Origin of the sequence: Pseudomonas sp. BLCC-B112 (genome assembly GCF_028550695.1) — a bacterium.
Taxonomy (GTDB): Bacteria; Pseudomonadota; Gammaproteobacteria; order Pseudomonadales; family Pseudomonadaceae; genus Aquipseudomonas; species Aquipseudomonas danubii.
This window is the reverse complement of record NZ_JAQQGK010000004.1, coordinates 547,823-567,016: the sequence shown is the minus strand read 5'-3', so window position 1 is coordinate 567,016 and position 19,194 is coordinate 547,823. Positions and strand designations below refer to the sequence as shown.

Genomic DNA, 19,194 nt, shown 5'->3' with positions numbered 1-19,194 from the left:
TACGAGCCCCCACGAGGCGTCGCCAGAAAAAATACGGCGTCATGGGTCGGCACGCTGATAGAGCCGGGTGTTGGTCTCGTCACACTGACGACACTGCAGCAGCCGGCTTTCCGTCATCAAGGCCAGGGTTGAATACAGCCGGTCTTCGGTCAGTCTGGGTTGCCAGGCCTTGTCGGTACCGGACAGCAGGGAAACCAGGCCTTGGTCCTCGAGGCTGATGCGCAGCCTTGGCTTGGCCTCGGTCATGCGCATGGCGGCGATGCCGAAGTGCTGGCTCAGCAGGTTGTTCTCGATCAGGTTGAGGACCAGTTCCGCCAGGCTGATCTGTTGTTTGCGCTGCAGTGAGCGAGCCCAGTACTGCAATGACAGCCGCGCCTGGCCCCCCTGGTCCAGATAGGCGCTGTGCCGGGGGCAGGCGCTGAGGTCCTGGGTGATGGCCGCCACCAGAAACAGCAACTGCAAGGCCTCGCCGGCGGCTTGCTCGTCGTGGTTGTCGATGTATTCCTGCAGATGGTCGATGCGCTCGAACAGATCCAGCTCGGCCACTTGCAGCCCCGCCTCCAGCAAGTTCGCGGCCTGCGGGGACAAGGCCCGGTAGTGTTCCAGGACCGCTTGCACCGAGCTCTCGGCCCGCAGTGGGATGCAGTCCAGGGACAGCAGTCGGTCGCGCAGCGCCTCACTGCTGTGCAGGCCCTGGGCGATATGCAGTTCCATCCAGCCGAACAGGCTTTCAAAGGCCAGGCGCTGGGCCTGACGCAATTGCAGGACTCGCCACAGTGCCTGGGTCGGGGCCAGTCCGGCCACCTGCTCGGCCGGGAAGTCGGACAGGGGCAGCAGCGCCATGGCCCGGCGCAGCACCGGCAGGCTGGTTTCGCTGCCCAGAACCTGCAACGTGGCGCGGATCAGGTTGACGGAACATTCGCGGTGGCTGGCCCTGGGGTTTTTCGCCGTTCCCGCAGGTGGGTAGAACTCGTCGCGAAAAATCTGCGCTTCCTGGCGGGTTGGCCAATTGCGCCCCCACTTCATATGCACGGCGCCGGCCTGCTCGACACTGCCCTGCAGGTCTTCGACGCAGATCAGCCACGGATAGAGCGCCAGCGTACGCAAACCTTTATCCAGGGCCCGGGCCAGTGCTTCACCAGCTTCGGTGACGCCGTAGGTGCCGTCGGGTTGCGGCCAGGCCAGGCCCAGGCCGGTGTCAGGCTTGAACGAGGGGCCGTACTGCACCGCATCGAACCAGCTGGGGCCGCGATGCCAGGTCTTGAAGTCCAGGGGGAAAGGGCCTTTGCCGGGCGGGCTGTACTGGCCATTACCGGCCATGTAGGCACCGTCACCGGCCAACTGATGGCTCCAGCCGAACAGCACCTCGATCTTTTCCCTGAAGCGTTGGAAGCGCTGACCCGCGGGCAGTTCGCCCGAGTAGGTCTGGTTGTGCTGATTGAAGATCCACACCGCCCAGCACATCACCGAATACGGGCGAATCCATTGGGTACCGTTGTTGATCCCGGGCATGAACTGGTCCATCAGTTCCAGGTTGGCCTGTCGCAGTCCGAGGTAATCCACGCCGCCGCTCTCACGCACGGAGGGGGAGACGAAAAAGGCGCGTTGTGGCAATGGGTTCATGGTTCGAGTGACACCATCAGGGCCTGGCAATACTGGCATTGGTTGATGCGGCGTTGTTTCAGGCGAGCAAGGGCTTCGCGCTCCACCGGGGCGTAGCACTGGCGGGTGTTGGGACAACTGCGGATGGTGCGGTGGTTGACCCGGTAGTAACCCGGCCGGGAGCTGTTGGGGGAGTGGATGTGTTGCAGCGCGGTGATCTCTTGCGCAGTGAAACGATCCGCCGGCAGCCGTTGCTGACGGGCCTGTTGACGATCTTCGATGTAGCTGCTGAGCAACGCCCGCAAGGTGCTGGTGTGTTGCACCGCGTCCAGGGCTTCCAGGGCCTCGGCCACCCCGTGGTCCACCAGCCGTTGCGCAGGTTCCTGGTTGAACCAGCGTTGTGCCAGGTGCCGGGCCTGGACGAAGTCCACGGGCCCCTGGCCGTAGCGTTCCAGGTACTCATGCAGGGTGGTGGCGTCCAGCGTCCCCAGGGTTGTGCTAGAGGCCAGCCTGCCCGGCAGCGCCAGGGTGGCGGCCAGGCCGTAGACCGCTTCGTCCACCAGTGGGCGATCTTCGGCGGCCAGTTGGGCATGGTCGACGCAGTTGAGCCAGCGCTGGGCAAAATCCCGGGCATTGGCCGGCAGGTGCAGGCGACGCAGATAGAAGTCCAGGGCGACATGGCACCAGACATACAGCAGCTGGGCTTTCTTGCGGCTGCTCAGGCCCTTGAGGTTGACCAGACTCTGCAGGGTCTGGTTGAACTCGTTGATCAGGTTGGGAGAGGGCAGCGATTCGAGGTTGGGGTCCGACGCCGGATCGAAGTCGCCGTCTTCTCGACCATCGTCCAGCTCGATGATAGGTGCCGCATCACCGTGCCCCACGGGTCCTTGCCCGAGGTTGGCGTGGTGCAGCAAGCCTGCGATGGCCTGGAGCAACGCCCAACTGCCGTCGCGGCCGGTAGCGGCTTTGGCCACGCTCGGCAGCCAGTGGCGAGGGCGCTGGGGCGGCTGTAGCGCAGGCGGCTCGGTGCCGCTTGGCGGGTTGACGGGCGTCGTGGCGGGCTCAGTGCGCAGCGGTGCATCGGGCTCTTCGGGCAGTTGTTGCGCGTGCAGCACCAGGCAGTTGAGCAGGATCTGCAGGTCGCCCTGGGCTTGGTTGCCCCCCAGCAGTCGGCCCAGAGCCCCGCACAGGCTGCGAATCGGCAGGGGCATGCTCAGGTAGGCGTCAATGCAGACCCAGCCTCGGGCACTTTGTGTCGCGCGCTCCAAGCGAAGTTGCAGCCCCTCGTCCAGTCTGGAGTCCAGGGGCCGCTGTAGCGGCCAGACGAAGCCGCCTTGCGCGGTCAGTTGCAGTGGCGCCGTTTCGAGGACTTCTTCGGCGCACTCCAGGATCGCCAGCCATTCTCCGGCCAGCGCTTGCTGACCGATCAGCCGGCCTTCCAGTTGCTGTTCTTCGTTGAGGCGTGCATAGACGCACAGGGTCGCCTCCTGGTCCTGGCGCTCGAAGGCGTCCGCTTCATAGCGCGGTGCTTCGACGGGCTCCCAGCACTCATCCGTGGCGCTGTCGAGCTTGCGCAGCACCGCCACTTCCACGTTGTCGGTGCTGTCCATGGAGGTCCGGGTGGCATTCACGCTGCCGGTCAGGGTCCAGCTGCCGGCGCCGCGCAACTCCAGCCACTTGGCGTGCAGCCGTCGCTGGTTGTGTTCGACCTTGGGCGTCACCCAGTCGATCTCGACTGGCCAGTCCCTGGTCTGCTCCAGGGGAAAGGAGCAGACGCCGTCGCCTGGAACCCCCACGGTGAGCCGAGGGATGCTCAAGGTCTTGAGCAGATGGCCCAGGGACTGTCCATCACGGCTGTGGAAGGGCGAAAGCAGCAGCAGGCTGTGCCAGCGCCGGCCTGCGGCGCGCTCGATCAATTGCTCGGTGATGGCGGTGTCCAGGGAATGCAGCAGTTCCACCGGCTGCGGTGGCGCCTGATCATGAAACTGCTGGCTGAGGGCCCGGGCCCGTTGAATGAAGGGCAAGAGGGCGCTGTCGTCGGCGATCTGCAGGTGCGGCCGGGTGCAGAGATTTTCCAGGAAGTCGGCGAAGTCGGCGAAAGCCCCCGGCTGCTCCCCGGCGCTGAGGACTTCCAGTACCTCGACATTGCCGCCGTGGCCGCCAAAGGTCAGGTTGCCGCTACCGACCATCAGCAGGTCCTGATCTTCGCCGCGCAGGTAGGTGATCTTCGGGTGGAAAATGCCGTCTTTGACCCGGACCGGAATCAAGGCGTAGTCCTTGCCTACATGCCGCGCCCGCAATTCCATCATCGAGGCGCGGTAACCCTGGATATCCACCAGCAGGGTGACTTTTTCACAGCCGGCTTCGCGCAGTCGAGGCAGCACGTAGCTTTCGAAGTAGGTCAGGCTCAGGGCATAGGTGGTGAACAGGGCCTCTTTCCACGGGCCGTTTTCGATGAAGTGCAGTGGCGACGGTCCGTTCGGGCCTGGGGGGGTCGGGGGGGACGCCATCGTGTTCTCCAGTCCATGGGGCGAGGCTCAAGTCGGTGGCTGATTATCGGGCAACGCAGCGCTGTTGCAAGTGTCGGTGATGTCACAGTGCTTGCATGGGGGGTCATGAGGCCGGGAAGGAGGGGGCAGAGGGATTTTTTTCATGAATGCTTCGTGAGTAAGAAGTCGACGCAGGTATTCTTGCAAAGCCCTTTTTGAATGGAATCGAACCATGTCCGCCTCCCTTGTACGTCCACTGCGGGCCAGTGGCTTGCTGCTCGCTGTCCTGGCCTGTGCCACCGCGACCCAGGCCAGCAGCTTCGACTGCGCCAAGGCCGCCAGTGCCAGTGAGAAGGCCATCTGCGCCGACCCCTATACCGCCGGGCTGGACAGCCAGCTGGGCAAGGCCTGGACGGCGACCCTGGCCGAGGCCAAGGACCCCAAGGCGCTGCGCCTGGGGCAGCGTGAATGGCTCAAGCAGCGCGACCAGTGCCAGGCCGACCTGGGCTGTCTGCGCAGCCAATACCTGAGCCGGCTGATGGTGCTGCGCTATGTGAATATTGCGTTCAACTGGCAGGGCACCTGGCAGCGGGTCTCGGTCAGCCCGTTCTACGGTGGTGAGCTGGTGATCCGGCGCAGCGGCGAAGATCATTTGAGCTTCGACCTGTCGGCCATGGGCGGCGCCAATTCCGGTGCGCTGGCGGGCAAGCTGCAGCTCAAGGACGGTGAAGCGCGCTACAGCGTCGAGGGCTGCCAGCTGCGCTTGACCCCGCGCAATGGCCTGTTGCAGGTGACCCAGGAGGGCGATTCCTATGCCTGCGGCGCCGGTTCGGGGGTGTATTACGACGGGCTCTATGTGGCCTCCCGGCAAATCCTGGAGCACCAGTACGATTTGCTGTCCACCGCGCTGGTGCGTACCGAGGAAGAAGATCTGCGCGCCCGCAAGCTGCTGCAAAAGGATTACCAGACCCTGCTCGACAGCGGCTCGGTGTTCTCCCAGGACAGCTCGGCCGAACTTCCGGGCGCCGAGGTCACCGATATGTGGCTGCAGGGGCTGGCCAATACCAATGCGGCGATTTTCGTGCGCGGTGCCAAGGGCGAGTTGTGGGTCGCGTTGCTGGCAGTGGTGGGCCCTACCGATGAAGTGCGGGTGCGCTACTACACCACCGAGCCTGAGTGGAAGCAGCGCCTGCCGGACGTGGTACAGCGCTGGTACGAGGCGCGCAGCCAGGGCCAGCAACTGCCGCTGGACATGATGCCCTGAAGCACAGGCGGGCCGGATCTCATCATCTGTTGATGAACGTGGCGGCAGAAATTTCGCCGGGTGGATGCTGAAGCCGGCCGGTGCAGCTGCTAGAGTCTCGGCCCGGGCCGCCTGGATATCGCCCCGAGGGTGCCGGCACAGGGGCGCCAAGCCTTGGCCTGCCGGACAAATTCCATCAGTTGGTGACGCGAAGCCATTGTGAGCGTCTACGACCTTAGCAAGTGACACTGCCGCCGCCGTTACCGGCGCCTGGCACATTGAAATTGGGAGATTGTAAATGGTCATCAAACCCCGCGTTCGCGGCTTTATCTGTGTGACGACCCATCCAGTGGGTTGCGAAGCCAACGTCAAGCAGCAGATCGATTACGTCACCCAGCAGGGCGCCATCGACGCAGGGCCTAAGAACGTGCTGGTCCTCGGCGCATCCACCGGTTACGGCCTGGCCGCGCGGATCACCGCGGCCTTCGGTTGCGGCGCCAACACCCTGGGGGTGTTCTTCGAGCGCGGCAGCGTTGACGGCAAACTGGGCACTGCCGGCTGGTACAACACCGCGGCGTTCCACAAGTTCGCCGAAGAAAAGGGCCTGTACGCCAAGAGCATTAACGGCGACGCCTTCTCCGACGCGGTCAAGGCCGAAACCATCGAAACCATCAAGCGCGACCTGGGCAAGATCGACCTGGTGGTCTACAGCCTGGCGGCGCCGCGCCGCACCCACCCCAAGACCGGTGAAGTGCTGAGCTCGACCCTCAAGCCCCTGGGCAAGTCCGTGACCCTGCGCGGTGTCGACACCGACAAGGAAATCGTCAAGGAAACCACCCTGCAGCCGGCGACCCAGGAAGAGATCGACGGCACCGTGGCAGTGATGGGCGGCGAAGACTGGCAGATGTGGATCGACGCGTTGCACGAAGCTGGTGTGCTGGCCGAAGGCGCGAAAACCACCGCCTTCACCTACCTGGGCGAGAAGCTGACCCACGACATCTACTGGAACGGCTCCATTGGCGAAGCCAAGAAGGACCTGGACCAGAAAGTCATCGGCATGCGCCAGCAACTGGCCGAGCTGGGCGGCGACGCTCGGGTGTCGGTGCTCAAGGCTGTGGTTACCCAGGCCAGCTCGGCGATCCCGATCATGCCGCTGTACCTGTCGCTGCTGTTCAAGGTGATGAAAGAGCAGGGCAGCCACGAAGGTTGCATCGAACAGGTCTACGGCCTGTACAAGGACAGCCTGTACAACAGCGAGCCGGTGATCGACCAGGAAGGCCGCCTGCGTGCCGACTACAAGGAGCTGCAACCGGCGGTCCAGGACCGGGTCAAGCAACTGTGGGACCAGGTGACCAGCGAGAACCTCTACGAGATGACCGATTTCGTCGGTTACAAGCAAGAGTTCCTGCGCCTGTTCGGTTTCGAGATCGAAGGGGTCGACTACGAAGCCGACGTCGATCCGGACGTGAAGATCAGCAACCTGATCCAGCTGTAATCCGCGTCTAGCGTCAGCCAGCGCCCCTCCTTCGTGAGGGGCGTTGTCGTTTGCATCCCCATATTTCATGTAGGAGCCGCCTTGCCGGCGAAGAGGCCCGCTCGTCTTGTGCTGGTCTTGGAGACGCCTTCGCTGGCAAGCCAGCTCCTGCAGGTAGGTTCTGCTGTCGTGTAGGAGCCAGCTCCTACGGGGGCGAGGCAATTGCGCAAGATTGTTCAAGCCAGGGGGCACCGGCAGATGGCACAGTCAGCGTCCGTTATCTGTGTGCAGGGTGTCATGTCCAGCGTTCTCTTACCTCGTGCCGCCTTTATCCGCGGCGCCATCGCCATCATGCCGCTGTCCCTGGCCACCGCGCCTTGGGGGCTGCTGGCCGGTTCCATGGCCATCGAAGCCAATCTCACGCCGCTGCAGGGCCAGGGGCTGTCGAGCATCGTCTTTGCCGGCGCCGCGCAACTGGTGGCCATCGGCATGCTCAAGGGCGGGGCAGGGATCTTCTCGATCCTGCTGACCACCTTGCTGCTCACCTCCCAGCACTTGCTCTATGGCATGAGCCTGCGCTCGGTGATCTCGCCCTTGCCCGGGCGCTGGCGGGTGGGCCTGGGCTTTCTGCTCACCGATGAGCTGTTCGCCTTGACCAGCGCCCACGACAAGCAGCAGTTCGACCGCTGGTACGCCCTGGGCGTGGGCCTGACCTTTTATGTGGCCTGGAACCTGTTCACCCTGCTGGGCATCGTGCTGGGCAAGAGCATTCCGGGCCTGGAGCACCTGGGCCTGGACTTTTCCATCGCCGCCACCTTCATCGCCCTGATCACGCCGCTGGTGCGCAATGTGCCCACCGTGGTCTGTGTCGCAGTGTCGCTGTTCTGCTCGGTGCTGTTCAGTTACTGGCAGTGGGGCTCGGCGCTGGTGTTGTCGGGCCTGGCTGGGATGGCCGCGGGTTTTGTCTGCAACAAACTGTATCGGGGGCAAGCATGATGGTCTGGGCAGTCATCTTCGGCATGGGCCTGTTGGTCTTTCTCAATCGCTACGTGTTTCTCGAACCGCGCCTGCCGCTGCGCCTGAGCAGCAATGCCCGGCAGTTCCTTGGCTTTGCGGTGCCGGGCATGCTCACCGCCATCTGCGGGCCGATCGTGTTCATGCCCGATCACCAGTTGAACCTGCACTGGGACAATCCCTACCTGCTGAGCTCGCTGGTGGCCATTGCGCTGGTGATCTACACCCGCAACACCCTGGTCAGCATGTTGCTGAGCATGGGGTTCTTTTTCTTTCTGCGCTGGTGGCTCTGAGGGCCATTTGCGCTAGCCTGTGCCGCTTTCGGCGCAGGCCGACCTTTAAACCGCAACGGATGCATCGGATGAGCGACTTCCCCCACGATATCGACCTGGACGCGTTCTGGGACAGGGCCACCCACTGCAAGATCAACCAGGCACCGGCCAGCGCCGCCATGATCGCCGAGCTGCAAGCCGAGCTGGGCTATCGCCTGCCGTCGTCCTATGTGGCGTTCATGAGTCGCTACAACGGCGGGCGCCCGCACCTGTGCTGTTGCCCCACCGAACAAGGCACCTCCTGGGCTGAGGACCACTGCGCGATCGACAGCTTCCTGAGCATTGGCCGCGACGCCGCCTATTCGTTGGGCGGCAGCCTGGGCAGTCGTTTCAAAATCGAGAAATGGGGTTACCCGGACCTCGGGGTGTACATCTGCAATTGCCCGTCTGCCGGGCACGACATGGTGGCTCTGGACTACCGCGAATGCGGCCCCGAGGGCGAGCCGCGGGTGGTGCACGTGGATCAGGAACGCGACTACGCAGTGACCGTGCTGGCGCCGGATTTCGAAAGCTTTATCCGCGCTCTGGTGTCCCCCGAGGTCTACGACACCTCGGAGCAGGATTACCTGGACGATCTGGACAAGGTCACCAGCGCGCCGTTCTCAGCGCTGCTGGAGGAGTTGCTCGAACAGTTCCACGAAGTGCCCGACCTGGGGCCGCTGATCCGCCAGATCGCCTTGCGCATCGTCCATGAAAAACGCTACTTCGCGCTGCATGCCGATCCGCTGTCGCAACTGCTGTATGACCTGCAGTTCTGGCTGTACCGCAACTGCTATCCGGTCAACGACGAAGAGTCGTACCTGCAGATCTACTGCGACATGATCGCCTTCGCCAAGGGCTTCGGCACCGGTGGCTACGCCCCGGACTTCATCCGCGACTGGTTTCGGGCACGGCTGGCCGGCGGCCAAATGCGCCAGGCGGCGGACGGTTTGGTCTTGACGCCAGCCTATCGCGCGCAGTTGCTGGAACAACTCTCGGGGTTTCGCCCCCTCAGCCCAGACTCTCAGGAGCAGCCATGAGCGAGGCATCGATTCGCATCACCGCCGAACAGACCCTTTCTGATAATTGGTACGTGCTGAAGAAGTACAGCTTCGAGCTGCGTCGCCGCGACGGCAGCTGGCAGGCCCAGGACCGTGAGGTCTATGACCGGGGCAATGGCGCGACCATCCTGCTGTACAACCTCAAGCGGCGCACGGTGCTGCTGACCCGGCAGTTCCGCATGCCGGCTTTCGTCAACGACCACCACGGCTACCTGATCGAGACCGCTGCCGGCCTGTTGGACAACGCCAGCCCGGAGGTGCGCATCCGTCAGGAAGCGCAGGAGGAAACCGGTTGCCGGGTAGGCGAGGTGCAGAAGGTTTTCGAGGCCTTCATGAGCCCGGGTTCGGTGACCGAGCGGGTGCATTTCTTCATCGGTCATTACCAGGCCGAGGACCGCATCGATGAAGGCGGCGGACTGGAGCACGAAGGCGAGGACATCGAGGTCCTGGAGCTGGACATCGACCAGGCCCTGGGCATGATCGACAGCGGCGAAATCGTCGACGGCAAGACCATCATGCTCCTGCAATACCTGCAGTTGCATGTGCTCAAGCCGCGCAGCCTGATGGTGCTGGTGGCCGGCCCGTACCGTTCTGGCAGCGGCGACGATCCGGCCGTGCTGGCACGCAATGTCGCGGCCATGGAGCAGTGCGCCGCCCAGGTGCTGGCGGCCGGGCATTTTCCGGTGCTGGGGGAGTGGGTGGCGTTGCCCATGACCCGGTTGGCGGGGTCCCTGGCGGTGGGCGATGAGATCTACAACGCGCAGTTCCACGCCTATGCCGAACGCCTGCTGGAGCGCTGTGATGCCGTGCTGCGCATCGGCGCGGCCTCGGCGGGCTGCGACGCCATGGTGCGGGTCGCCGAGCGCCTGGGCCTGAGTGTCTATCACCGGGTGGAGCAATTGCCGGCTGTGACGCCGGGCGCGCTCCGGGCTGATTCCGACCGCTGATCCCGACGACTGATTCAGTGCAGCGCGGGTGGTCGGATCGATCGCCTGCGCTGGCCGTCAGCGCCAGCACCGCACCTGCACCCCACCTTTCAAGAACCCCCTCACCACAGCCGCAGCCTTCGTGCACCCGGCATTTCCAGGCCCCGCGGGAAAATACTGTCTATCGTCAATAGGCAAGCGCGAGCTTCGTCAAGGACTGTGTGGGGCAGGGCCTCACCGGTCGGTTTGTCGCCATGGCGCCTGGAGCATTATGGAAAACCTCGGTCAGGACCCATCTCAAGGACGCAGCACCTCCAATCAGGCGCTGACTCGTGCCACCTTGCTGGGGTGCTCGGGGCTGCTGCTGGCGCTGTTCCTCTTCACCGGTTTGCTGCTGGTGTACATCGCCCTCGACCAGAACCTTTCCGCCGAACAGCACAATCGCCTGGATATCGAAAAGGCCCTGCAATCGCTGGACAGCAATGCCCGCACCACGCTCAAGGACTATGCCCTGTGGGGTGACGCCTACCAGCACCTGCACCTGCAGGTCGACCTCGACTGGGCCTACACCCGGCAGAACTTCGGTCCGACCCTGTACCACGACCTGGGTTTTGACGGCGTGTTCGTGATCAGTCCGGCAGGCCGCACCGTGTATTCCCTGGTGGCTGGGCGATTGGAGTCGATGGATGCCCGGGACTGGCTGGGGGAACAGCTGGCGCCCCTGGTGCAGGAGGTACGTTCGCAAGCCGGCGGCAAGGCCATCAGCCGTTACCATGCCATCGCCGGGACCCCGGCGCTGGTGGTGGCCGACCTGTTGAACCCAGGCAACGACCCGCAAGTGCGTGCCGACAGCGGGCCTCAGTCGGTGCTGATTTTCGTTGCGCGCCTGGAACCGTCGCGATTGTTGGCGCTGGGGCAGGGACTGGGCATCGATCAGTTGCAGGTGGCCGGCCCCGTGCAGGCCGCCGCACTGCCGTCCCTGACCCTGCCCGACGGCGCCGGAGTCCTGCAATGGCAACCGACACGCCCCGGGCATCAGTTGCTGGTACTGGTGATGCCGTTGCTGCTGTTGGCGGGCCTGCTGGCGGGCATCATGGCCGGCTTTCTGTTGCGCCGGGCCGGCGCGGCGGCCCGGGTCATGGACGATCAGGTCCAGGCCCTGCGGGTCAGTCGTAGCGCCTTGCTGGCCAGTGAAGAACGCTTTCGCGACGTCGCCGAAGCAGCGTCCGACTGGATCTGGGAAGTGGACCGGCACTTGTGTTTCACCTACTTGTCCGAGCGTTTCGAGGTGGTCACCGGGCTCTCCCGGGAGTCTGCGCTGGGGCGGCCGATGAACGAGTTGCTGAGCTCCGAGCAGGGGTCGCTGCTCAACTGGCTGGCGGCCCCGGAGCGGCGTTCCCAGGCGATCCTGCAATGCGCTTACCTGGATGGCCACCGGCAGCCGCGGATCTGCCGCCTTTCGGTGCGAGCCATGGCCGCCGGTGGTTATCGGGGCACTGCCAGCGACATCACCGAGGAGGTCGCCGCAAGGCGGCGGATCGAGTACCTGTCCCAGCACGATGCCCTCACCGGACTGGCCAACCGTACGCGCATGCAGGAGTTTCTCGAAGGCAAGCTGTTGGCCCTGCCGACCCTGCAGGAGCCCTTGTTGATGCTCAGCGTCGACCTCGATCGCTTCAAGCCGGTGAACGATCTGCTGGGGCATGCGGCGGGCGACCAGGTGCTGCATGAGGTGTCCCAGCGTCTGGCCCAATGCCTGCGGGGCGAGGATCTGGTGGCCCGGGTCGGGGGCGACGAGTTTGTCCTGGTGGTCCCGGGGCAGGTTGCCCAACCCGAGATCGAAGGCCTGTGCCGGCGCCTGATCGAGCGGATCGAAGAGCCGTTCTACATTGCCGAGCATGAAGTCTTCATCAGTGCCAGCATCGGCATTGCCCGGGCGCCGGTGGATGCCAGCCTGGCGGAGGAGCTGCTGCGTTTTGCCGACATCGCCCTGTATGAGGCCAAGGCGGCGGGGCGCAGTACCTGGCGGTTCTATGCCAGCGACATGAATGTGCGGATCATCGAACGCCGCGGCCTGGAGCGCGACCTGCGCCACGCTATCGAGCAGGATCAGTTGCTGCTGCAGTTCCAGCCACGCTATCGGCTGGCGGACGGACAGCTGGTGGGCGCCGAGGCGGTGGTGCACTGGCGGCATCCCCAGCGTGGGCTGCTGGGGCCCGAGGTGTTCTTACCGATTGCCGAGGACACCGGGCTGATCCTGCCCTTGAGCAACTGGGTGCTGCACGCCGCCTGCCGCGCGGCCCGGGCCTGGCCCGAACGCCTGCTGCTGGCGGTCAACCTGTCGGCCGCCGAGTTCCAGCGCGGGCAACTGGTGGCCAGGATCAGGACCGTCCTGGGTCAGAGCGGGCTGGCGCCCTCGCGGCTGGTGCTGGAAATGACCGACAAGGCGCTGCTGGACGACGGTCGCCAGGTGCTGGAGATCATGCAGGGGCTCAAGGCCCTTGGGGTGCAACTGCTGATGGACGATTTCGGCAGTGGCTACTCGGCGCTGCAGTACCTGCGGACCTTTCCCCTGGACGGCCTGAAGATCGACAGCAGCCTGGTGGCGGGACTGGGCGGCAATCAGGCTGGGCATTCGATTGTCCAGGCCATCGTCGATCTGGGGCATGCCTTGAGTCTGAAGGTGATTGCCGAAGGTGTGGAAAGCCCGGAGCAGTACCAGGCGCTGCAGGACATTCAGTGCGATCAGGCCCAGGGGCCGCACCTGAGTCCGCCTCTGGACAGCGACGCCTGGGTGAGGCTGTGCACCGAGCTGTCCCAGGCCAGCCGCTTTACCACTTAAGGCGGACCTTGCAGCGCTCGCTGGCCGTTGTGCCGCGCTCGCAATCAGCGCCAGGGACGGGGAGGGCGTGCTCGGCTCAGGCCGGGTCTGGACGATGGGGACCCTGACGGATCGGCAGTTCCACCCGAAAGGTGCTGCCCACCCCCAACTGGCTGCGGACGCTGATTTGCCCGCCGTGTTTCTTGACGATCCCGTAGGACAGCGACAGGCCCAGCCCGGTGCCCTGGCCCACCGGCTTGGTGGTGAAAAAGGGGTCGAAGATCTTCTGCAGGTGCTGCTCGTCGATGCCGCAGCCACTGTCGCTGACTTCCAGCCAGACCCGGTCGCCTGCCACGCCGTTGCTCAGGGTGATGGTGCCGCGCTCGGGGCCTATGGCCTGGGCGGCATTGATCACCAGGTTCATCACCACCTGATTGAGCTGGGAGGGCAGGCACTCGATCTCTGGCAGCGGCTGGTAGTGCTTGATCAGGTCGGCCTTGTACTTGAGTTCGCTGGCGACGATGTTCAGGGTCGAGTCGATGCCCTGCTGCAGGTCCGCCATTTGCCAATGCTGGTCGCTGTCGACCCGGGAGAAATTCTTCAGGTCCTTGACGATCTGCTCGACCCGGCCGATGCCGTCCTTGGACTCCTTGATCAGCAGCGGGATGTCCTCCTGGAGAAAGTCCAGGTCGATGCTTTCGCGCAGGCTTTGCAGGCGCTTGCGCAACTCCGGCGCGGCGATGGCCTCTTCACTCTGGCGATAGGCCGTGAGCAGCTGGCTGATCTGTTCCAGGTAGCCCGCCAGGCTGCCGAGATTGGAGGCGACGAAGCCGATGGGGTTGTTGATCTCGTGGGCGACCCCGGCCGCCAGTTGCCCGAGGGAGGCCAGTTTCTCCGATTGCACCAGCTGGTTTTCCAGTTGCTTGCGCTCGTCGATTTCCTGTTGCAGGGCCGCGCCGGCCTGTCTCAGGTCCTCGGTGCGCTGCTCCACCAGGTCTTCGAGATGGTGCATCTGCAGCAGGGCACGGGCGGTCATCTCCCATTTGCTGGTGAGGGTGCTGGCCATCTGCTGGACTTCGATGTTGTCGAAGGGCTTCTTCAGGATCAGCAGGCGGTTGTGGCCGTGCAGGCGCTCCAGCAGGTCCTCCCAGGAGTAGTCGGAATAGGCGGTGCACACCACCACCTGCAGGCGCGGGTCCTCTTGCCAGAGGCGCTCGATGGTCTGGGCTCCGTCCCAGCCCTGGGGCATGCGCATGTCGACGAAGGCCAGGGCATAGGGGCGCCGCTGTTCCAGGGCCTGGCAGACCTTGTTCAAGCCTTCCTGGCCGCCGTAGGCCGAGTCCAGTTCAAAGGGCTGTTGCCGGGGCTTGGCCTGGGCGCCGAACAACTGCGCTTCCAGGTCGTCCAGGCTGTTGGCGTCCGCCGCAGGCGGGGTGAGGATCTTGCGAAAGTCGTCGTGGATCGACGGGGTGTCGTCGATCAGCAGAATTCGCCGGTTGCTCAGATCGTCCATCATTGGCCCTCAGCGCTGATCAGCGGTATGTCCAGGGTAAAAGTCGCTCCCAGCCCCGGCCCGTCACTGTGCACGCTGAGCTGTCCGTCCATTTCCATGGCGGCCAGGGCGCAACTGTGCAGGCCGAAGCCATGTCCTTCCTTGCGGGTGGTGAAACCGTGGGCAAAGATTCGCGTCAGGTTCTCGGCGGCAATGCCTTCGCCGCGGTCGCGGACTTGAATGCGCAAGGTCCGGTTGTCGATCACATGGGCACTCAGGGTCAGGGTCCGGGAGTGTTCGTCGAGATCGGACATGGCGTACTTGGCGTTGCTGATCAGGTTGATCAGGATCAGCAGCAGGCGGTGCTTGTCACCCAGGACCGGTGGCACCTGGGTGTAGTCCTTGACCACCGTAACCTGATGCCGGGCCAGGGCGCCGGAGTTCATGCGCAAGGCGTCATCGATCAGTTCGCCGACCTGCAACGGCTCGATCAGCCGCGAGGCCCCGGCGTAGGACTGCTGGGTGGCGACGATTTCCTTGATGTGGTCGACGCTGCGCCCAAGCTGGGCCAGTTCGCTGCTCATGCCCTGTTGCTCGCTGGCAATGGCTTGTACCAGTTGGTTGAGGTAGCCGGGGAGCAGCTTGCCTTTTTCGTCCTCACTGAAAAAATGCCCCAGATCGTGTTGATGCTGATTGATCAGTTCCATCGCCTTGCCCAGGCCCTGAGCCTTGCTCGAGCGCAGGGTGCGGCTGAGCATCTCGCTGGAGATGTTCACGCTGTTGAGCACGTTGCCGACGTTGTGCAGGACATTGGTGGCGATTTCCGCCATGCCGGCCTGGCGCGCGGCGTCCAGCAACTCGCTCTGGGCCTCTTTGAGTTCCCGGGTGCGTTCCTCGACCCGCTGCTCCAGGTGTTCATTGGCGCTCTGCAGGGCGGTGTTGACCCGACGGATGACGGCAAAGCTGCTGATCAGGCGGATCGCCAGATAGAGGATCAACAGCACCAGCAGCACCGAGAATGCCAGCAGATACTGGTGGGACTTCTGGTCCTGCAGGTCGGCCTGGAGCTGGTCGTGGTTGAGCAGGCGGGTGATGTCGTCCAGGCGTTCGGCCACCGGGACCGAGGTGAGCCGCTCCAGCAGTTCATTGACCACCGGCTGCTCGCGCAGGATCACGGCGACGTGCTTGCTGAGGATGTCCACCGGTTCGTGCATGGCGGGGGGCAGGCGTTCCTTGTTGACCGTCAGTTTGTTCAGCCCTACCAGGATGTCCGCGGCTTTGTCGCTGCTGGAGATCTGGGCGAACTCCAGGCTGCTGAGCAGCAGGTCGTAGGTGTCGATGGCAAAATTCTGCAGCGCCAGTCGCTGCTGATCATCGAGGTCGGCCAGCCGGCGCTGGATGTCGTCCTCGGCGTAGGGCAGGAATGCCAGGGAGTTGCGCAGCACCGCGTTGTGGGATTTGAACCGTTCCACCAGGCCGGCTTTTTCCTGGAAGGCATTGAGGAACGCCTGGTGACTGGCCTGCCAGGCCGCCGGGTCGCTGTGACCCTGTTGCGAGAGCTGATCGAAGTGCTGCCACAGCTGGTTGATCTGCTGCACCGGCTGCACCAGCGGATCGTAGTCGTGGGTAATGGCGATGCGCGCCTTGAGCACTTCGGTTTCCCATTGGGCGTTCAATTGCTTGATCTGGCCGATCAGGTCCCGGGACAGGGCGAAGTTCGGGGATTGGCCGATCATGCTCTTGAAGTAGAGCAACGCCAGCGCCAGGATCAGGCCCAAAGCCACCAGGGTCAGGAGCGTGGAGGGCCAGCGGCGGCGCCACCTCATAGCGGCTTGCCCTGCCATTGCCCGGTGAGGGTCTGGAGAAACTTGACGATCAGGCGGGTGTCCTGGGGGTTGGGGGTACGGCCCAACTGGTACTTGAACATCACCTCCACGGCCTGTTCCAGGGTTTTTGCCGAGCCGTCGTGGAAGTAGGGGGCAGTGACCGCCACATTGCGCAGGCTGGGGACCTTGAACACGTTGCGGTCCTGCTCGTCACCGGTGATCAGGAAACGCCCCAGGTCAGCGTCGGTGGGGTTGCCCCGGTCGGCAAAGTAGTCATTCATCACGCCGAACTTCTGGAACATGTTGCCGCCGATATTGACCCCTTGATGGCAGGCGATGCAGCCGTAGTCCTTGAACCGCTGGTAGCCGTACTTCTCCTCCTGGCTGAGGATCTCGGTGTTGCCTTGCAGGTACTGGTCGAAGCGCGAGCCGGCACTGAGCAGTGTCCGTTCATAACTGGCCAGGGCGTCCTGCACGTTGGCCGCGGTGATGGCGTCCGGGTACAGCGCGCCGAAGGCCTGGCGGTAGCTGGCGTCGTCATTCAGGGTGCGCAGCAGGTTGGGCCAGTTGTTGCCCATTTCGATGGGGCTTTGCACCACGTCGTCGATCTGCGCTTGGAGGGTGTCGACGCGACCGTCCCAGAGCTGGCGAAAGTTCAGCGCAGCATTGAACACAGTGGGGGTGTTGACTCGGGAGGGCTGACCCTTGATGCCCTGGGACTTGGCCTGTGCATCGGCCCCACCCTGGTCCAGCCGATGACAGCTGGCGCAAGAGAGGCTGTTGTCCAGGGACAGGCGCGGCTCGTTGAACAGCCGCCGGCCCAGCTCCACTCGCTGGGGATCGAGGGTGGGTACTGCGGGCAGGGGCTTGAGCGGTTCGTCCAGCGGTGCCGGGAAGGCCGGCGGGGCGACAGCGGCCATCGCCCAGAGCAGCAGGCCGATGAGGCTGTGCGAGCGGCGTTGGCGTTGTCTGGGCTGCTGTTCAGCGGTCATGGTCGGCTACCTGCTTCTGAGACGCCTGGGCCCGCAGCAGGCGGGCAAAACTGTCGGCCGGCAGGGCCTTGCTGAAGTAATAGCCCTGGCCTTCCTCGCAGCCCTGTTGCTTGAGGAACGCCAGTTGTTCCTGGGTTTCCACCCCTTCGGCGATGATGCTCAGGTTCAGGCTGCGCCCCAGTTGGATAATCGCGCTGACCAGGGCGGCGTCCTTGGGCTCGTGACTCAGGCCATGGATGAAGGACTGGTCGATCTTCAGCACGTCCACCGGGAACTTGCGCAGGTAGCTGAGGCTGGAATAGCCGGTGCCGAAATCGTCTACCGCCAGGCGCACCCCCAGGGCCTTGATGGCTTGCAGGGTGGCGAGGGTGGCTTCGACGTTCTGCATCAGTACCCCTTCGGTGATTTCCAGTTCCAGCAGGGTCGGGTCCAGGGCACTGTCCAGCAGTGCGCGCTGCAACTGCTGGAGCAGTTGCGGTTGCCTGAAGTCGCTGGCCGAGAGGTTGACCGACAGGCGGATCGGCGCCAGTCCCGCCTGCTGCCAGGCACGGGACTGGCGGGTAGCTTCGCCCACTACCCACTGACTGATCCGGTTGATCAGGCCACTGTCCTCGGCCACTGGAATGAACTGGGCGGGGCTGATCCAGCCCTGTTGCGGGCTGAACCAGCGAATCAGCGCTTCGGCGCCCACCACCTGGCCCGAGGCCAGGTGGATCTTGGGCTGGTAGTGCAAACTCAACTCCTGGCGCTCCAGGGCCTGGCGGATGCCCGATTCCAGGTGTTGGCGTTCCCGGGCGCGGTGGGTCATGTCCTCGGTAAAGAAACCGTAGCCCCCCGGTGCCTGCTCCTTGCTGTTGCGCATGGCCATTTCGGCCTTCTTGATCAGGCTCAGGGCATCCTGGCCATCCTCGGGGTAGAGGCTGATCCCCAGGCTGGCGGTGACCCGCAGGTCGTGCCCGGCCACATCGTGGGGCTGGCTCACCGTCGCCAGGAGCTTTTCGGCGACGCTACGGACCTGGGGCGGCGGCTCCTGATCATGGAGCAGCACCACGAATTCGTCGGAGCCGTAGCGGAACACCGAGTCCGACTCGCGCATGCCGTGCTGCAGGTTGTGGGCGATTTTCTTGAGCAACTCGTCGCCGGCCGGGTAGCCCAGGGCATTGTTGATCCGCTTGAAACGGTCCAGTCCGAGGAACATCACCGCCAGCTGTTGCCCATAACGCCGGGCCCGGGCCATGGCCTGGCCCAGGCGATCGCCGAGCAAGGCGCTGGAGGGCAACCCGGTGAGGGTGTCGTAGTGCAGCAGGTGGGAGACCTTGAGCAGTTCCGCGACCCGTTCCTCGATGGTGCGCTGCAGATCGTCGAGCTTGTGCCGCGCATCCTGGGTCATCTGCCACTTCCAGGTCAGGGCACTGGCCATCTGGCGGATTTCCAGGCTGTCGAAGGGCTTTTTCAAGATCAGCAATTGGTCGCCAAAGGCCAGGCGCTCGGCCATGGTTTCCCAGGAATAGTCCGAATAGGCGGTACACAGCGCGATCTGCAGATCCGGGTCGACCTTCCACAATTGCTCGATGGTTTCCAGGCCGTCCCAGCCCGGCGGCATGCGCATGTCGATGAAGGCCATGGCATAGGGTGTGTCTCGGGCCAGGGCCGACTCGACCATGGCCAGGGCCTCGCGACCCTGGAACGCCGAATCCAGGCTGAACACCTGGAGCGGGCGGGGGGGGACGCTGCCGAACAACTGGTCTTCGACCTGGCTCAGGGCCAGGTTTTGCGAGGGCATGAGGATCTTGTGGAAGTCTTCATGAATGGAGAGGCTGTCATCCACAATCAGCACCCGTCGGTTGACGTTCGCGGATGGTGAGTCCGAGGGGTCTTGCGAACTTGTCTGTGCGTCGCAGCCAGTGTCCATTGACTTTCCCCAGTGTTCTGAGCGCGCGTCC

At 64.2% G+C, this 19,194-nt stretch carries 13 protein-coding genes; 7 read left to right on the top strand and 6 right to left on the bottom strand.

Going from position 1 to position 19,194, the window contains the following annotated elements:
• Positions 1 to 39: 39 nt before the first annotated feature.
• Both PQT43_RS13765 and PQT43_RS13760 read right to left on the bottom strand, forming a co-directional pair.
• The gene (locus PQT43_RS13765) at positions 40 to 1,623 is read right to left on the bottom strand and encodes a hypothetical protein (protein WP_272754128.1); all 1,584 of its coding nucleotides are present in this window, start codon (positions 1,621 to 1,623) and stop codon (positions 40 to 42) included.
• Complete coding sequence (locus PQT43_RS13760) at positions 1,620 to 4,112, bottom strand: phospholipase D family protein (protein WP_272754126.1); 2,493 nt, start codon at positions 4,110 to 4,112, stop codon at positions 1,620 to 1,622. Before PQT43_RS13760 ends, PQT43_RS13765 begins: the two co-directional genes overlap by 4 nt.
• Before the next feature lie 211 nt (positions 4,113 to 4,323).
• Between PQT43_RS13760 and PQT43_RS13755 the strand changes: the two genes are divergently transcribed.
• The 7 genes from PQT43_RS13755 to PQT43_RS13725 all read left to right on the top strand — a co-directional run bounded on the left by PQT43_RS13755 (position 4,324) and on the right by PQT43_RS13725 (position 12,962).
• Positions 4,324 to 5,355 (top strand): lysozyme inhibitor LprI family protein, encoded by a 1,032-nt coding sequence (locus PQT43_RS13755; protein ID WP_272754125.1) that lies wholly within the window; start codon positions 4,324 to 4,326, stop codon positions 5,353 to 5,355.
• A 277-nt stretch (positions 5,356 to 5,632) separates the two neighbouring features.
• Entirely contained in the window at positions 5,633 to 6,829 is a 1,197-nt protein-coding gene (gene fabV, locus PQT43_RS13750) for an enoyl-ACP reductase FabV (protein WP_253130537.1), read from the top strand.
• Between the two features lie 276 nt (positions 6,830 to 7,105).
• Positions 7,106 to 7,804, top strand: a complete 699-nt coding sequence (locus PQT43_RS13745) for an AzlC family ABC transporter permease (protein WP_102879658.1) — start codon at positions 7,106 to 7,108, stop codon at positions 7,802 to 7,804.
• The gene (locus PQT43_RS13740) at positions 7,804 to 8,115 is read left to right on the top strand and encodes an AzlD domain-containing protein (protein ID WP_162884178.1); all 312 of its coding nucleotides are present in this window, start codon (positions 7,804 to 7,806) and stop codon (positions 8,113 to 8,115) included. Before PQT43_RS13745 ends, PQT43_RS13740 begins: the two co-directional genes overlap by 1 nt.
• 68 nt (positions 8,116 to 8,183) lie before the next feature.
• The gene (locus PQT43_RS13735; RefSeq protein ID WP_272754124.1) at positions 8,184 to 9,173 is read left to right on the top strand and encodes an SMI1/KNR4 family protein; all 990 of its coding nucleotides are present in this window, start codon (positions 8,184 to 8,186) and stop codon (positions 9,171 to 9,173) included.
• Positions 9,170 to 10,141, top strand: coding sequence for a GDP-mannose pyrophosphatase NudK (nudK, locus tag PQT43_RS13730; RefSeq protein WP_110651536.1), 972 nt, complete (start codon positions 9,170 to 9,172; stop codon positions 10,139 to 10,141). Before PQT43_RS13735 ends, nudK begins: the two co-directional genes overlap by 4 nt.
• A gap of 250 nt (positions 10,142 to 10,391) precedes the next feature.
• A complete protein-coding gene (locus PQT43_RS13725; protein WP_267269966.1) occupies positions 10,392 to 12,962 on the top strand; it encodes a bifunctional diguanylate cyclase/phosphodiesterase in 2,571 nt (856 codons plus the stop codon).
• A 76-nt stretch (positions 12,963 to 13,038) separates the two neighbouring features.
• On the opposite strand, the gene PQT43_RS13720 is transcribed toward PQT43_RS13725, so the two are convergent.
• The 4 genes from PQT43_RS13720 to PQT43_RS13705 are packed head-to-tail and all read right to left on the bottom strand — an operon-like array spanning position 13,039 to position 19,163.
• A complete protein-coding gene (locus tag PQT43_RS13720; protein ID WP_267270041.1) occupies positions 13,039 to 14,454 on the bottom strand; it encodes an ATP-binding protein in 1,416 nt (471 codons plus the stop codon).
• Entirely contained in the window at positions 14,454 to 16,259 is a 1,806-nt protein-coding gene (locus tag PQT43_RS13715) for a DAHL domain-containing protein (protein WP_123391084.1), read from the bottom strand. The genes PQT43_RS13720 and PQT43_RS13715 overlap by 1 nt, the downstream gene beginning before the upstream one ends.
• Positions 16,256 to 17,251 (bottom strand): cytochrome-c peroxidase, encoded by a 996-nt coding sequence (locus PQT43_RS13710; protein ID WP_410897060.1) that lies wholly within the window; start codon positions 17,249 to 17,251, stop codon positions 16,256 to 16,258. Before PQT43_RS13710 ends, PQT43_RS13715 begins: the two co-directional genes overlap by 4 nt.
• Positions 17,241 to 19,163 carry a putative bifunctional diguanylate cyclase/phosphodiesterase gene (locus PQT43_RS13705; protein WP_272754122.1) on the bottom strand — a complete coding sequence of 641 codons (1,923 nt, stop codon included), beginning with the start codon at positions 19,161 to 19,163 and terminating at the stop codon, positions 17,241 to 17,243. The genes PQT43_RS13710 and PQT43_RS13705 overlap by 11 nt, the downstream gene beginning before the upstream one ends.
• Positions 19,164 to 19,194: the final 31 nt, after the last annotated feature.